The 15481-nt window shown below is 68.0% G+C and carries 16 protein-coding genes; 15 read left to right on the plus strand and 1 reads right to left on the minus strand.

The genetic code is table 11. The features are described from left to right. Nucleotides 1–129 precede the first annotated feature (129 nt). The 10 genes from glyS (at nucleotide 130) to SFC76_RS15895 (ending at nucleotide 11743) form a co-directional block, all read left to right on the plus strand. The gene (gene glyS, locus SFC76_RS15850; RefSeq protein WP_322850376.1) at nucleotides 130–2295 is read left to right on the plus strand and encodes a glycine--tRNA ligase subunit beta; all 2166 of its coding nucleotides are present in this window, start codon (nucleotides 130–132) and stop codon (nucleotides 2293–2295) included. 75 nt (nucleotides 2296–2370) lie between these two features. Beyond that, a complete protein-coding gene (ppdK, locus tag SFC76_RS15855) occupies nucleotides 2371–5028 on the plus strand; it encodes a pyruvate, phosphate dikinase (RefSeq protein ID WP_322850377.1) in 2658 nt (885 codons plus the stop codon). Between the two features lie 187 nt (nucleotides 5029–5215). Further along, nucleotides 5216–5923 carry a CoA transferase subunit A gene (locus SFC76_RS15860; RefSeq protein WP_322850378.1) on the plus strand — a complete coding sequence of 236 codons (708 nt, stop codon included), beginning with the start codon at nucleotides 5216–5218 and terminating at the stop codon, nucleotides 5921–5923. After that, entirely contained in the window at nucleotides 5920–6867 is a 948-nt protein-coding gene (locus SFC76_RS15865) for an HAD family acid phosphatase (protein WP_416222434.1), read from the plus strand. The genes SFC76_RS15860 and SFC76_RS15865 overlap by 4 nt, the downstream gene beginning before the upstream one ends. Next, a complete protein-coding gene (locus SFC76_RS15870) occupies nucleotides 6864–7187 on the plus strand; it encodes a DUF5076 domain-containing protein (RefSeq protein WP_322850380.1) in 324 nt (107 codons plus the stop codon). Before SFC76_RS15865 ends, SFC76_RS15870 begins: the two co-directional genes overlap by 4 nt. Further along, entirely contained in the window at nucleotides 7187–7837 is a 651-nt protein-coding gene (locus SFC76_RS15875; RefSeq protein WP_322850381.1) for a CoA transferase subunit B, read from the plus strand. The genes SFC76_RS15870 and SFC76_RS15875 overlap by 1 nt, the downstream gene beginning before the upstream one ends. A 3-nt stretch (nucleotides 7838–7840) precedes the next feature. Then, a complete protein-coding gene (locus tag SFC76_RS15880; protein WP_322850382.1) occupies nucleotides 7841–8527 on the plus strand; it encodes a glutathione S-transferase family protein in 687 nt (228 codons plus the stop codon). Between the two features lie 67 nt (nucleotides 8528–8594). Then, nucleotides 8595–10034: a 3-isopropylmalate dehydratase large subunit gene (leuC, locus tag SFC76_RS15885; protein ID WP_322850383.1), complete on the plus strand. Its 1440-nt coding sequence runs from the start codon at nucleotides 8595–8597 to the stop codon at nucleotides 10032–10034. Between the two features lie 118 nt (nucleotides 10035–10152). Next, on the plus strand, nucleotides 10153–10782 hold the full coding sequence (gene leuD / locus SFC76_RS15890) for a 3-isopropylmalate dehydratase small subunit (protein WP_322850384.1): 630 nt from the start codon (nucleotides 10153–10155) through the stop codon (nucleotides 10780–10782). After that, complete coding sequence (locus SFC76_RS15895) at nucleotides 10745–11743, plus strand: NADPH:quinone oxidoreductase family protein (RefSeq protein ID WP_322850385.1); 999 nt, start codon at nucleotides 10745–10747, stop codon at nucleotides 11741–11743. The genes leuD and SFC76_RS15895 overlap by 38 nt, the downstream gene beginning before the upstream one ends. Before the next feature lie 4 nt (nucleotides 11744–11747). Here the strand turns inward: SFC76_RS15895 and SFC76_RS15900 are convergent, their stop codons facing one another. Further along, the gene (locus SFC76_RS15900) at nucleotides 11748–11888 is read right to left on the minus strand and encodes a hypothetical protein (protein ID WP_322850386.1); all 141 of its coding nucleotides are present in this window, start codon (nucleotides 11886–11888) and stop codon (nucleotides 11748–11750) included. Nucleotides 11889–12059: 171 nt separating this feature from the next. Here SFC76_RS15900 and SFC76_RS15905 point away from each other — a divergent pair, with 171 nt between their 5' ends. The 5 genes from SFC76_RS15905 (at nucleotide 12060) to SFC76_RS15925 (ending at nucleotide 15175) form a co-directional block, all read left to right on the plus strand. Then, the gene (locus tag SFC76_RS15905; RefSeq protein WP_322850387.1) at nucleotides 12060–12389 is read left to right on the plus strand and encodes a DUF1476 domain-containing protein; all 330 of its coding nucleotides are present in this window, start codon (nucleotides 12060–12062) and stop codon (nucleotides 12387–12389) included. Then, entirely contained in the window at nucleotides 12389–12619 is a 231-nt protein-coding gene (locus tag SFC76_RS15910; RefSeq protein WP_322850388.1) for a BolA family protein, read from the plus strand. The genes SFC76_RS15905 and SFC76_RS15910 overlap by 1 nt, the downstream gene beginning before the upstream one ends. 11 nt (nucleotides 12620–12630) lie before the next feature. Next, nucleotides 12631–12957: a Grx4 family monothiol glutaredoxin gene (grxD, locus tag SFC76_RS15915; RefSeq protein WP_322850389.1), complete on the plus strand. Its 327-nt coding sequence runs from the start codon at nucleotides 12631–12633 to the stop codon at nucleotides 12955–12957. 326 nt (nucleotides 12958–13283) lie between these two features. Further along, on the plus strand, nucleotides 13284–13652 hold the full coding sequence (locus SFC76_RS15920) for a BlaI/MecI/CopY family transcriptional regulator (protein ID WP_322850390.1): 369 nt from the start codon (nucleotides 13284–13286) through the stop codon (nucleotides 13650–13652). After that, nucleotides 13649–15175, plus strand: coding sequence for a M56 family metallopeptidase (locus SFC76_RS15925; protein ID WP_322850391.1), 1527 nt, complete (start codon nucleotides 13649–13651; stop codon nucleotides 15173–15175). The genes SFC76_RS15920 and SFC76_RS15925 overlap by 4 nt, the downstream gene beginning before the upstream one ends. The last annotated feature ends 306 nt before the right edge of the window (nucleotides 15176–15481 follow it).

Below are 15481 nucleotides of genomic sequence, written 5' to 3' on the forward strand. Positions count from 1 at the left end.
GCCACGCGTCAGCGTGGTGGTGGAGGGGGAGGACGACGGTGTCTTCTCCAACTGCGCTCCACCCTTTCCTCCCCCTCCGTCAGCCTGACGGCTGCCACCTCCCCCTGGCGGGGGAGGAATGAGAAGATCATGACCGATTTCCTGCTCGAACTTCGTTCCGAAGAAATCCCTGCGCGGATGCAGGACAAGGCGCGTGACGATCTCGCGCGGCTGTTCGCTGCCGAGCTGGGCAAGGCGGGGCTCGCCGCCGGATCGCTCGTCACCTATGCGACGCCGCGGCGGCTGGTGCTGATCGCGCGCGACCTGCCCGCCGAGACGCAGGCGGTGTCCGAGGAGCTGAAAGGCCCCAAGGCGAGCGCACCGCCGCAGGCGCTGGATGGCTTCCTGCGCAAGACGGGGCTGACCCGCGAGCAGCTCGTCGAGCGCGACGGCGTGCTCTATGCGGTGACCGACAAGCCCGGACGCGCGACGACCGCGGTGCTCGGCGAGGCGATCCCGGCGATCATCCGCGGCTTTCCGTGGCCCAAATCGATGCGCTGGGGGGCTGCCTCCGCCTCGACCGAATCGCTGCGCTGGGTGCGGCCGCTGCACGGCATCGTCGCGTTGTTCGGCGAGGAACTGGTCGAGGTCGAGATCGCCGGGATCCGCTCGGGCTTCGCGACCTTCGGGCATCGCTTCCACCATCCGGGGCAGATCACGATCGGCTCGGCGGCGGATTACGTCGAGAAATTGCGCGCCTGCCACGTCATCGTCGATCAGGACGAGCGCCGCGCGCTGATCCGCGAACGCGCCACCGCGCTCGCCGCCGAGGCGGGGCTGGTGCTGGTCGAGGACGAGGGGCTGGTTGCGGAGAATGCCGGGCTGACCGAATGGCCGGTGCCGTTGCTCGGCCGCTTCGATGCGGACTTCCTCACCGTGCCGCCCGAGGTGATCCAGCTCACCGCGCGGGTGAACCAGAAATATTTCGTCTGCCGCGATGCGGACGGGGCGCTGGCCAATGCCTTCGTCTGCACCGCCAATATCGCGGCGACCGACGGCGGCGCGCAGATCGTCGAGGGCAATCGCAAGGTGCTCGCGGCGCGGCTGTCCGATGCGCGCTTCTTCTACGAGACCGATCTCAAGACGCCGCTCGAAGCGCAGGCGGGTAAGCTGGCGAACATCGTCTTCCACGAGAAGCTCGGCACGGTGGCCGACAAGGTCGACCGCGTGGCGAAGCTGGCGCGATGGCTGGTGGAGGAGGGAATAATCCCATCTCCCTCTCCCCTTGTGGGAGAGGGAAGGGGCCCGCTCGCGTCAGCGAGTGGGAAGGGTGAGGGGGATAGCGCATCCCTGACCACTGCCCCTCACCCTTCCGCGCCTTCGGCGCTCCCTCCCTCTCCCACAAGGGGAGAGGGAATGACGCTCGCCGATATGGCGGAGCGGGCGGCGCGGCTCGCCAAGGCGGACCTCGTCACCGGCATGGTCGGCGAATTTCCGGAATTGCAGGGGCTGATCGGCGGCTATTACGCCGCCGCGCAGGGCGAGCCGCGTGCGGTCGCCGAGGCGGTGCGTGATCATTACAAGCCGGTCGGGCAGGGCGACGACGTGCCGACCGCGCCGGTAACGGTGGCGGTGTCGCTGGCGGACAAGCTCGACAGCATCACGCAATTCTTCGCCGCCGACCTGCGGCCGAGCGGGTCGAAGGATCCGTTCGCGCTACGGCGGTCGGCGCTCGGCGTGGTCGCGCTGATCCTCGACAATGGTCTGCGCTTTCCACTCGGCCGCGTGGCGGATCGTGCGGTGCTCGACTTCTTCGCCGATCGCCTCAAGGTCCAGCAGCGCGAGGCGGGCGTCCGTCACGATCTGATCGACGCGGTGTTCGCGCTCGGTGGCGAGGACGATCTCGTCCGGCTGCTGGCGCGCGTTCACGCGTTGCAGGCGTTCGTCGCGACCGAGGACGGCGCCAATTTGCTCGCCGGCTACAAGCGTGCGGCCAATATCCTCAAGAAGGAAGGCTATGCGGCCGGCGGCGATGGCGTCGCGCAACCGCTCGCCTACACCCCCGAACCCGCCGAGGCGGCGCTGATCGCCGCGCTCGATGCGGCCGAGCCTGCCGCCGCCGCGGCGGTGGCGGCGGAGAATTTCGCGGGGGCGATGGCGGCGCTCGCGTCGCTGCGTGCGCCGATCGATGCGTTCTTCGAGGGCGTGATCGTCAACGATCCCGATCCCGCCAAGCGCGCCGCCCGGCTCGCTTTGCTCGACCGGGTGCGTGCGGCGGTGCATGCCGTCGCCGATTTTTCGAAGATCGAGGGATAGCGACACCTTTCTCAGGCGTACGATAGCTTACCATCCTCCCCGGGGCAGGCATCATACCGTAGCTAAGGACCAGCGATGACCCAATACGTGTACCGTTTCGGTGGCGGCGTTTCGGACGGCGGGAAGGGCGACAAGAATCTGCTCGGCGGCAAGGGCTCGAACCTTGCCGAGATGGCGTCGATCGGGCTGCCGGTGCCGCCGGGCTTCACCATCTCGACCGCGATGTGCACGACCTATTACGACGAGGGCGAGCAATTCCCACAGAGCCTGCGCGACGAGGTGGCGCAGGGGATCGCGCATATCGAGGGGATCACCGGCAAGACCTTCGGCGATGCGGGCAATCCGTTGCTCGTCTCGGTGCGCTCGGGCGCGCGCGTGTCGATGCCGGGGATGATGGACACCGTCCTCAACCTCGGGCTCAACGATGCGACGGTCGAGGGGCTCGCCGCCAAATCGGGCGACGAGCGGTTCGCGTGGGACAGCTATCGCCGCTTCATCCAGATGTATGCCGACGTGGTGCTCGAACTCGATCACGGCGCGTTCGAGGAAGCGCTGGAGATCGCCAAGGAAGACAACGGCTTCACGCTGGATACCGAGCTGAGCGCGACCGACCTCAAGGCGCTGGTCGCCGAATATAAGGGGCTGGTCGAGAAGGAATGGGGCAAGCCCTTCCCGCAGGACGTCCACGACCAATTATGGGGCGCGGTGGGCGCGGTGTTCGGCTCGTGGCAATCGGAGCGGGCGAAGGTCTATCGCCGCCTGAACGACATTCCCGCCGACTGGGGAACCGCGGTCAACGTCCAGGCGATGGTGTTCGGCAATATGGGCGAGACGTCGGCGACCGGCGTCGCCTTCACGCGCGATCCGTCGAAGGGCGACCGCGCTTATTACGGCGAGTTCCTGATCAACGCGCAGGGCGAGGATGTCGTCGCAGGGATCCGCACGCCGCAATATCTGACCAAGGCAGCGCGCGAGGAGGCGGGCGCCAAGCCCGCGTCGATGGAAGAGGCGATGCCCGAAGTCTATGCCGAGCTGGCGGCGGTGTTCGACCGGCTCGAAACGCATTATCGCGACATGCAGGACATCGAGTTCACCGTCGAGCAGGGCAAGCTCTGGATGCTCCAGACGCGCTCGGGCAAGCGGACCGCCAAGGCGGCGCTGAAGATCGCGGTTGATATGGCGAACGAGGGGCTCATCACCCGCAACGAGGCGATCCTGCGCGTCGATCCGATGGCGCTTGACCAGCTCCTCCACCCGACGCTCGACCCCGAAGCGCCGCGCGACGTCATCGCCAAGGGCCTGCCCGCCTCGCCGGGTGCCGCCTCGGGCACCGTCGTGTTCGACGCCGACACTGCCGAGAAGCGCAAGGCGGCGGGCGAATCGGTCATCCTCGTCCGCGTCGAGACCAGCCCGGAGGACATCCACGGCATGCATGCCGCGACCGGCATCCTCACCGCGCGCGGCGGCATGACCAGCCACGCCGCGGTGGTGGCGCGCGGCATGGGCCGGCCGTGCGTCTCGGGCGCGGGGTCGCTGTCGATCTCGGCCAAGGACAAGGTGATGAAGGTCGCGGGCCGCGAGGTGCGCGAGGGCGATACGATCACGATCGACGGCACCAGCGGCGAGGTGATGTTCGGATCGGTCGCGACCGTGCAGCCCGAGCTCGCCGGCGATTTCGGCGTGCTGATGGAATGGGCCGACGGCGTCCGCCGGCTCAAGGTCCGCGCCAATGCCGAGACGCCGCTCGACTGCCAGACCGCGCGCGATTTCGGCGCCGAGGGCGTCGGCCTGTGCCGCACCGAACATATGTTCTTCGACGCCGACCGGATCACCGCGGTGCGCCAGATGATCCTCGCGCAGGACGAGAAGGGCCGCCGCGCTGCGCTCGACAAGCTGCTGCCGGCGCAGCGCAGCGACTTCACCGCGATCTTCGAGGTGATGGCGGGCCTGCCGGTGACGGTGCGGCTGCTCGATCCGCCGCTACACGAATTCCTGCCGCACGAGGAGAATGAATTCGCCGAGGTCGCCGCGGCGGCGGGGGTCGATATCGACGAATTGAAGCGCCGCGCCACCGAGCTGCACGAATTCAACCCGATGCTGGGTCATCGCGGCTGCCGGCTGGGCGTGACCTATCCGGAGATCTACGAGACGCAGGCGCGGGCGATCTTCGAGGCGGCGCTCGACGTCGCGGAGAAATCGGGGAAGGCACCGATCCCCGAGGTGATGATCCCGCTGGTCGCGACCAAGCGCGAGCTCGACCTGATGAAGGCGGTGGTCGACAAGGCGGCGCAGGTGGTGTTCGCCGAGCGTGGCAAGACGATCGACTATCTGGTCGGGACGATGATCGAGCTGCCGCGCGCGGCGCTGAAGGCGGGCGAGATCGCCGAGACGGGCGAGTTCTTCTCGTTCGGCACCAACGACCTGACCCAGACGACCTTGGGCGTCAGCCGCGACGATGCGGCGCGCTTCCTGGGCGCCTATGTCGAACAGGGCATCTACGCCAAGGACCCGTTCGTCAGCCTCGATATCGAGGGCGTCGGCGAGCTGGTGCAGATGGCGGCGGATCGCGGCCGCGCGACCCGGCCGGACATCAAGCTCGGCATCTGCGGCGAACATGGCGGCGATCCCGCGAGCATCGCCTTCTGCGAGAAGGTCGGCCTCGATTACGTCTCGGCCTCGCCGTACCGCGTGCCGATCGCGCGGCTGGCGGCGGCGCAGGCGGCGCTGAAGTAAGGCTCGTCACCCCGGCCTCGAGCCGGGGTCCCGCTTCTCTGACCGCCCGTCGATTCCGCGTAAAAGCGGGACCCCGGATCAAGTCCGGGGTGACGGTGCGGATGGGGCGGACCGGCGGGGCACTTCCATTTGACGCTGCGGCGCCCGTCCCGCTATCGCCGCGGCAAAGACAGGAGAGTCACGGGCGATGAACAAGCTCTATCCCGATGCGGCGGCGGCGCTCGACGGCCTGCTGCACGACGGCATGACGATCTGCGCGGGCGGCTTCGGCCTGTGCGGCATCCCCGAACGGCTGATCGACGCGATCCAGGCATCGGGCGTCACGGGCCTGACCATCGCCAGCAACAATGCCGGGATCGACGGCGAAGGGCTCGGCAAGCTGCTGCGCACGCGGCAGGTCAAGAAGATGATCTCCAGCTATGTCGGCGAGAACAAGGAATTCGAGCGGCAATATCTGAGCGGCGAGCTTGAGGTGGAATTCTGCCCGCAGGGGACGCTCGCCGAGCGCTGCCGCGCCGGCGGCGCGGGCATCCCCGGCTTCTATACGAAGACCGGCGTCGGCACGTTGGTGGCCGAGGGCAAGGAGGTGAAGAGCTTCGATGGCGAGGATTATATCCTCGAACGCGGCATCCGCGCCGACCTCAGCATCATCAAGGGCTGGAAGGCGGACGAGAGCGGCAACCTCATCTTCCGCAAGACCGCGCGCAACTTCAACCAGCCGATGGCGACCGCGGGCAAGGTCTGCGTCGCCGAGGTCGAGGAGGTGGTGCCGGTCGGCAGCCTCGATCCCGATCACATCCATCTGCCCGGCATCTATGTGAAGCGGATGATCGTCGGCAGCCCTTACGACAAGAAGATCGAGTTCCGCACGGTGCGGGAGCGCGAGGCGGCGTGATGCGGCGGGCGGGGTTCGCGCTGGCGGCGGCGGCGCTGCTCGCGGGATGCGGCGGCAAGCGGACGCATGTCGCGACGCTGCCGGCGCCGGGCCAGACCTATACCGCCGACGGCAAGCTGGTGCGGATCACCGGCCTGACCGCGCTGCCGCCGCCGAGCGGGGCGGTTGCTGGTGCGGCTGCGGATACGCGGGCGGTGCCGCCGCAATATCAATATCTCTACGGCTCGGCGGAGGCGGCGGCGCTCAGCCGGCAGGCGTTCCGCGCGCTCGTGTCCTACGCCAGCTATCGCCGCGCGGCGGGCGACAGTGTCGTGCTCAGGCCGGGCGCGACGCTCGCCGCGCCGCAATGGCAGTCGTGCGAGGGCAAGCCGCGCGCGGCGGTATTCGACGCCGACGAGACGGTGGTGCTCAACCTCGGTATCGAGGCGCTGGCGGCGCGCGATCCCGCCGCGCCGTTCGATCCGGCGCAATGGGCGCGCTGGGAGCGGACCGGCGCCAAGGCGGTCGCGCCGGTGCCGGGCGCGGTCGAGGCGTTCGCCGCGCTGCGCGCCGCAGACATCACGGTCATCATCAACAGCAACCGCGGAGCCGCCACCGCCGCCGGTACGATCGCCGGGCTGAAGGCGGTGGGACTGGGCGATTTCACGCCCGGCACCGACCTGTTCCTGCGCGACGGGCCGAGCGGCAAGGACGCGCGCCGCAGCGCGATCGCGGCGCGCTATTGCGTCGTCGCGATGGCGGGTGACCAGCTCGGCGATTTCAGCGACCTGTTCAACGCGATCCCCTCCGCCGCGGAGCGCCGCCGCGTCGCCGACAGCGGCGCGGTCGCCGATCTGTGGGGCAATGGCTGGTTCGTGCTGCCCAACCCGGTCTACGGCACCGGGCTGAAGGGCGGGTTCGACGAGGTGTTCCCCGCCGACAAACGCTGGAGCGATACGCCGTGAAGCTGTCGAAACCCCGTGCCATCCCTTTGTCCGCCATTCCCAATCTCGGCGCCAAATCGGCCGAGGTCGCGCGGATTTGGATCACCGACCGGTCGGGCTCGACCGTGGTGATCGATGCCGGCGTGCTGGCCGATGCCGAGATGTTCGGCGTGCTGATGGCCGACACGATCGGCCATGCCGCCAAGGCGCACGCGCAGGCGCTCGGCATGACCGAAGAGGAAGCGGCGGCGCTGATCTGGCGCGGCCTCGACGGCGCCCGCCCCGAACTCGATCCCGACGCCGTCGCTGAGATCGCCAACCATCCCGGAGGACTGAACTGATGGCCACGCAGATGAAGGGCTGGGATCGCAACCAGATGGCGGCGCGCGCCGCGCAGGAGCTGCGCGACGGCTATTACGTCAATCTCGGCATCGGCATCCCGACCTTGGTCGCGAACAACATCCCCGCCGGGATCACGGTGACCTTGCAGTCGGAGAACGGCATGCTCGGCATCGGGCCGTTCCCCTATGACGACGAGGTCGATCCCGACCTGATCAACGCCGGCAAGCAGACGATCAGCGAATTGCCGCAAAGCGCCTATTTCGGCAGCGAACAGAGCTTCGCGATGATCCGCGGCGGCCATATCGACCTGACGGTGCTCGGCGCGATGGAGGTCAGCGAGGGCGGCGACATCGCCAACTGGATGATCCCCGGCAAGATGATCAAGGGCATGGGCGGCGCGATGGACCTCGTCGCCGGGGTCAAGCAGATCATCGTCGTGATGGACCACAATGCCAAGGACGGCAGCCCCAAGTTCATCCCGTCCTGCACGCTGCCGCTGACTGGCAAGAACGTGGTCGACATGATCGTCACCGACCTCGCGGTGTTCCAGCGGGCGGATCACCAGTCGCGGTTCCGGCTGGTCGAGCTGGCGCCGGGCGTGACCGCGGACGAGGTCGCGGCGAAGACGACGGCGGCGTACGAGGCGTAAGCCATGGGTTACGTGCTGATCACCGCCAATCGCAATTATTCCAGTTGGTCGCTGCGGCCGTGGGCGTTGATGACGGCGCTCGGCATTGCGTTCGAGGACCGGATCGAACCCTTTACGGCGGCGAACAACTGGACGGCGTTCCGCGCCTTTTCGCCGAGCGGGCAGGTGCCGGTGCTGATCGATGGCGATCGCACGATCTGGGACTCGCTGGGCATCGCACTGTATCTCGCCGAGCGGCATGCGGGCGTCTGGCCGCAGGACGAGGCGGCGCGGGCATGGGCGATGTGCGCGGTGACCGAGATGCACGGGGGATTTGCAGCGCTGCGCAACGAGCGGATGATGAACATCGGCGTCCGCGCGACACCGCATCCGGCGTCGACCGCACTGGATCGCGATATCGCGAGGATCGCCGAATTGTGGGCGGAGGGGCTGGATCGCTTCGGCGGTCCATGGCTGGCAGGCGATCGCTTCACCGCGGTCGATGCCTTCTATGCGCCGGTCGCGTTTCGCGTTCGGACCTTCGGCATCGACGTAGGCGAGGCGGGAAGACGTTGGTGCGAAAGCCTTTTCGCGCATCCTGCGATCAAGGCTTGGGAGGCGGCGGCGCTGGCGGAAACGTGGCGTGAAGACGCGCACGAAGAGGAGATGCGCGCCTGTGGTACGATCATCGAAGACAATCGCGCCACTTAACGTCGCGGGCAACATTCTGTCGTGGAGGCTTTCGCCGGCGCATCATTTGCGTTAACTGGCCGCCATCATGGCTTCCCGACCGCAAACGCTGTACGAAAAGATCTGGGCTGCTCATGTCGTCGAACGGCGCGACGACGGCACCTGCCTCATCTATATCGACCGGCACCTCGTCCATGAGGTGACCAGCCCGCAGGCGTTCGAGGGGCTTCGCGTCGCCGGGCGGCGCGTCCGGCGGCCCGAGCTGACGCTCGCGGTGCCCGATCACAATCTGCCGACGACGCCGCGCGTCGATGCCGCCGGGCGGATGCTGCCGATCGCCGATCCCGAGAGCGCGCAACAGCTCGATGCGCTGCGCCGCAACACCGCCGAGTTCGGCGTCGACTATATCGATGCGACCGCGGCGGAGCAGGGCATCGTCCATGTCGTCGGGCCGGAACTGGGCTTCACCTTGCCCGGCACGACCCTGGTGTGCGGCGACAGCCATACCTCGACGCACGGCGCGCTGGGCGCGCTGGCCTTCGGCATCGGCACCAGCGAGGTCGAGCATGTGCTCGCGACGCAGACGCTGCTGCTCAGCCAGTCGAAGACGATGGAGGTGCGCGTCGACGGCACGCTCGGTTTCGGTGTCAGCCCCAAGGACGTGATCCTCGCGATCATGGGCAGGATCGGCGCGGCGGGCGGCACCGGCCACGTCATCGAATATACCGGCGAGGTGATCCGCGCGATGTCGATCGAGGGGCGGATGACCGTCGCCAACATGTCGATCGAGGGCGGCGCGCGCGCCGGGCTGGTCGCGCCCGACGATCTGACCTTCGCCTATCTGAAGGGGCGGCCGATGGCGCCGCAGGGCGAGGCGTGGGACAAGGCCGTCGCCTGGTGGCGCAGCCTCGCCACCGATCCTGCCGCGACCTATGACAAGAGCGTCGCGCTCGATGCGACCGACATCGCGCCGGCGCTGACCTGGGGGACGAGCCCCGAAGACGTCGTGCCGATCACCGGCGTCGTGCCGGAGCCCGACAGTTTCGCCGATCCCGCCAAGCGCGCCGCGGCACAGCGTAGCCTCGATTATATGGGGCTGACGCCGGGGACGGCGATGCAGGACGTCGCGGTCCAGCACGTCTTCATCGGCAGTTGCACCAACAGCCGGATCGAGGATCTGCGCGCCGCCGCCGCGGTCGCCGAGGGGCGCCATGTCGCCGATGGCGTGCGCGCGATGGTCGTGCCCGGATCGGGGCTGGTCAAGCGACAGGCGGAGGCCGAGGGCCTCGACCGCGTGTTCGTGCAGGCGGGCTTCGAATGGCGCGAGCCGGGCTGTTCGATGTGCCTGGCGATGAACCCCGACAAGGTGCCTGCGGGGGAACGGTGTGCGTCCACGTCGAACCGGAATTTCGTGGGTCGACAGGGGCCTGGCGCACGCACACATTTGCTGTCGCCAGCAATGGCGGCGGCAGCGGCGGTGACCGGGCGGCTCGCCGACGTCCGCGACGTGATGGGAGCGACACGATGAAGAAGGTTCTGGTGCTGCTGGTGGCCGGTGCGATGATGAGCGGCGTCGCCGCTTATGTGGCGGGGGCGCGCGTGCTCGCGCATCCGGTCAAGACCGAACGCTAAGGGCTCGATATCGCATGCAGGCCGTCACCACCGTCTCCGGGATCGCATATCCCTGGGGCGCCAAGAATATCGACACCGATATCATCATCCCGGCGCATTGGCTCAAGACCATTTCGCGCTCGGGACTGGCGCGCGGCGCGTTCGAGACGGTGCGCGCGCAGCCGGGGAACGTGTTCGACGACCCGCGCTATGCCGGTGCGCCGATCCTGATCGCCGGCGACAATTTCGGCTGCGGGTCGAGCCGCGAACATGCCGCCTGGGCGCTTGCCGACATGGGGGTGCGCGCGGTGATCGCGCCCAGCTTCTCCGACATCTTCTCGGGGAACGCGTTCAAGAACGGCATCGTGCCGGTGGTGCTGCCGCAGGAGGCGGTGGACCGGCTGGTCGAGGTGGCGAAGGACCAGCCGGTCACCGTCGACCTCGAGACGATGACGGTGACGACGCCGTATCAGGACCGCTTTTCCTTCGACCTCGACCCGTTCCGCCGCCAGTGCCTGATGGAGGGGCTGGACGAGATCGGTCTGACGATGGCAAGAGATACCGCGATTTCGAAATTCGAGGGTGCGGTGGATCAGCATCGCCCCTGGATCGGGAGCAGGAGCGGTTATGCGGGCATTGCTATCGACGGCGCCGGGCGGACCTGACACTCTAGAACTAACCGAGCTACCCGATCCGGCGCCGGCCCAGGGGCAGGTGCGGATCGCGGTCAAGGCGTGCGCGATCAACTATCCCGACGTCCTGATCATCGAGGACCGATATCAGTTCAAGCCGTCGCGGCCGTTCGCACCGGGTGGCGAGATCGCCGGTGTGATCGACGCGCTCGGCGAGGGCGTCAGCGACTGGCAGGTCGGCGACCGGGTGATGGGGGTGATCGGCCATGGCGGCCTCGCGACCAGCATCGTCACCGAGCCGCAGCGCCTGTACCGCCTGCCCGACGAGCGCAGCTTTGCCGAGGGCGCGGCGCTGATCCTCACCTATGCCACCACCATCCATGCGCTGCTCGATCGCGGCCGGCTGACCGCTGGGCAGTCGCTGCTCGTGCTCGGCGCGGCGGGCGGGGTAGGGCTGGCGGCGATCGAACTGGGCAAGGCCTATGGCGCGCGCGTCGTCGCGGCGGTGTCGTCCGAGGAGAAAGCGGCGGCGGCCAAAGCGGCGGGCGCCGACGAGACGATCCTCTACGGACGCGCGCCCTTCGACAAGGAGCAGTCCAAGGTGCTCGCCGAACGGTTCAAGACGGCGGGGGGGCGCGGCGGCTTCGACGTGATCTACGATCCGGTCGGGGGCGATTACGCCGAACCCGCATTGCGGTCGATCGGCTGGGAAGGGCGCTATCTGGTGGTGGGCTTTCCCGCCGGCATCCCCAAATTGCCGCTCAACCTCACGTTGCTCAAGAGCTGCGACGTCTGCGGCGTGTTCTGGGGAGCCTTCGCCGCGCGCGATCCGCAGGCCAATGCGGCGCATGTCGCGCGGTTGTTCGATCTGTGGCGCGACGGGAAGATCGCGCCGAACGTGACCGAGACCTTTCCGTTCGAGCGCGGCGGCGACGCCATCGCCAAGATGGCGGCGCGGGACGCGATCGGCAAATTGGTGGTCGCGGTCGACTGACCGGTCAGCGGATCGCGAAGACGATCGCGAGCATCAGCGCCCACAGGATCAGCGAGATCGCCGATCCGACGACGATGCCGGTGAGCGGCGCGGCGCGGGTCGATCCGTGCGCGTGGCCTCCAGCGGGAATGGGCCTCTTGATCATGATCCTTCTCCTGCGGTCGGGCGAAGCGCCCGCCGTCTTATGTTTATCGCATCGTTAACCTATTTGTTCCGAACCACTTAGGCCCGACATGGGACGGTCTCCCCGGGCATCCGTTGCGCGTGCGCAGGCGCGCCCCTATGTGCGGAGGACCAAAAAATGGGGTGAGTGACGATGTCCATGTTCGACGACTGTGAGCACGCCCATGAGGCGGCGTTCGCGCGCGAGGAAGAGATGGCATTTCGCATCACCGCGCGCCGCAATCGCCTGCTCGGGCAATGGGCCGCCGCGCAGATGGGGCTGACGCCGGAAGAGACCGATGCTTATGCCAAGGCGGTGGTCCAGGCGGATTTCGAGGAATCGGGCGAGGAGGACGTCGTTCGCAAGCTGTTCGGCGACCTGACCGCCGCCGGTGTCGAGACCGACGATGCCGCGGTGCGCCGCGCCCTCGCCGAGAAGATGATCGAGGCGCGCCGGCAGCTGATGCAGGCGGAGCAGGGCTGATGCCGATGGCCGCCGACGACATCGCCGCGCTGATCCGCACCGCCATCCCCGATGCGGAGGTCGAGATCACCGATCTTGCCGGGGACGGCGACCATTATGCCGCCCGCGTCGTATCGGCGAGCTTCGCCGGTCTGCCGCTCCGCAAGCAACACCAAGCCGTTTATGCGGCGCTCGGCGAGCGAATGGGCGGCGAACTCCACGCCCTGCAGCTCAAGACCGCCGCCGCCTGAGGATGATGACCATGACTGACGATACCAACGCCCGCATCGACGCCGTCGTGAAGAACAATGCCGTAGTGCTGTTCATGAAGGGCAGCCCGCTGTTCCCGCAATGCGGCTTTTCGAGCCGCGCCGTCGCAATCCTCGACCACCTCAACGTCGAATATGAGAGCGTCGACGTGCTGCAGGACCAGGGTATCCGGCAGGGCATCAAGGCCTATTCGGACTGGCCGACGATCCCGCAGCTCTACGTCGGCGGCGAATTCGTCGGCGGATCGGACATCATGATGGAGATGTACGAGAGCGGCGAGCTCGCGACGCTGCTGAAGGGCGACGCCGCCGCTGCGTGACGGCGTCCGGCCTCGCGCGAAGGAATGCGGGGCGGTGTCGCTTTCGGCGGGACTGCCAGCGGCGGATCGGCGGCGGCCGGGTGCGGGTGGGGTCGCGAGACGCGGAAAAGCGATGACCCCACCCTGCTGAAGCGTCGTGACGCTCGGCTAGCATGCGATATGCAGACGCTATGCCAAACGTCCCCGCGCGCGGATTTCTGTTTCTTTTAGGGTTAACGAGGGTCGTATGCCCTCCCGATCTGTAAGCGATCCCGACTCCGACGGCCCGCACTTGACTACGACCGTAAACGGTACGATTACACCTGTAGTCCAGCAGGAGCGTAACCGTGGTCGAACGAATCAGCGATGCCGAACATGCGGTGATGGAGGTGCTGTGGGACGAGGCGCCGCTCACCGCGCAGGACGTGGCCGAGCGTGTCGATCCTGCCCGCGGCTGGAGCGCCAATACCGTCAAGACGCTGCTCGGCCGGCTGCTCGCCAAGACCGCGATCGCGCATGAGGAGGATGGCCGCCGCTATCTCTATCGCCCGTTGGTCGCGCGCGGTGACTATGTGTCGGGCGAATCGAAGCGGTTGATCGACCGGCTGTTCGGCGGCAAATTGACCCCACTGGTCGCGCATCTCGCCGAGCGCGACGAACTCACCGCACAAGATATCGCCGAGATCGAGGCGCTGCTGAAGGACCTCAAGCAGTGATCGGCTGGCTGGTCGAGGCGCTAATCGCCTCCACGATCCTGATGGCGCTGGTGATGCTGGTGCGCGCGCCGGTGCGCAATGCGTTCGGGCCGCAGGTCGCTTATGCGCTATGGGCCTTGCCGCTGCTGCGCCTGCTGCTGCCGCCGCTGCCCGCATCGTGGCAGGAAATGGCGGTGACGCCGATCAGCCGCGCCAGCGATACGCTCACCGTCCTGGTCGCCGACGGCGCCGTGCACGACACGGTGGCGCCGGTGGCGGTCGCGGCGCCGGCGATCGGCCTGGTCATCGGCGTGCTCTGGGCGATCGGGGCGCTCGGCTTCCTCGTCTGGCACCTGACCAGCCATCGGCGCCACTGCCGCCGGCTGCTCGGCACCGCGGCGAGCATTGAGGAGGTGCGCGGGGTGCGCATCATCGCCAGCGAGGCGGCGGCGGGGCCGCTCGCCTTCGGCGTCATGCGCCGCTACGTCGCCTTTCCGCTCGACTTTGCCGACCGCTACGACGCCGACGAGCGGGAATTGGCGCTTGAGCATGAGATCGGGCATCACCAGCGCGGCGACCTGATCGCCAATTGGATCGCGCTCGGCGTGCTGGCGCTGCATTGGTTCAATCCGGTCGCCTGGCGCGCCTTCCGCGCCTTCCGCGCCGATCAGGAACTCGCCAACGACGCCCGCGTGCTCACCGGCCGGTCGACGATCGACCGCCACGCTTATGCCTGCGCCATCGTCAAGGCGGCGCATGGCGGGGCGGTTTCCGCTGCGTGCCATCTGCACACCATCGACGATCTGAAAGGGAGAATCCGCATGCTGTCCACGTCGCCACGATCGCGCCGCCGTCTCGCTTTGGGTGGTGCGCTGGTCTCGACCCTCGTCCTCGGCGGGCTCGGCGTCACCGCCTCGGGCACCAGCGCCGCCGCCGCGATCAGCAACCGGGTGGGCGATACGATGGGGATCGATCTGCAAGCGGCGTCCGCCGCGATGGAGATGCCCGAGATGCGGGAGATGCCCGAAATGCGGGAGATGCCGGAGATGGCGGATGCCGCCAAGCCGGCGCCGAGCGTCCGCCGCGTCGCCGTCAAGCGGATCGCCAAGGATGGCGCCGGCGACGACGGGGCCGACACCTATGCAACAGCGCAGGATGGCCGTTCCGACCGCCGCGAGGTCCGGTCTATGGTCTACCGGTCGATGCGGAGCGTGCCCGAGGTCAGCGAGCGCAATTGCAGCGTCGGTCGCGATGGCGAGGCGCAGCGCTTCGTCGTGCAGGGGCGCAACGGCGACAAGCGGACGATGGTGATCTGCACCAACCGCATCCAGGCCGCTGCCGCCGCGGGCACCGCCGCGACGGTGGATGCCGCGGCCATACGCCGGAATGCGATGATGACCGCGGTGGCGAGCGTGGAGGCCTCGCGCGCCAGCATCGCCGCCAACCAGTTCATGCCCGCGAGCGGCCGCAAGGAGGCGCTGGCCGAGATGGATTCGGCGCTGGCGGAGTTACGCGCGGAAATGGCTTCGCCCGACAAGGATTGAGGCGGTATCGCTGCGACGGATTGCTCGCAGAGGCGGGGGGCGCGGGCTTTCGGCGTTCGATGCTTCGGCGAAAGCGACGGGCGATTGCATCCGGGCGTCCGGAGGGAGGTCGGTTGCGTGACGTATCTGGGAAAATCCTGATATACCCCGGCGGAGGCCGGGGCCCAGTTGGGCGGAGGTTGGTGATGACTTACCGCGGCTTTCCCAACTGGGCCCCGGCCTTCGCCGGGGTACATTCGGCTTTCCGCGAAGGTTTTGCCATCACTGGGCAGCCGGATTTGCGCGGCGCGTGCCGTCCCGTTCGAG

It is taken from the genome of Sphingomonas sp. CD22 (genome assembly GCF_034556155.1).
GTDB lineage: Bacteria > Pseudomonadota > Alphaproteobacteria > Sphingomonadales > Sphingomonadaceae > Sphingomonas.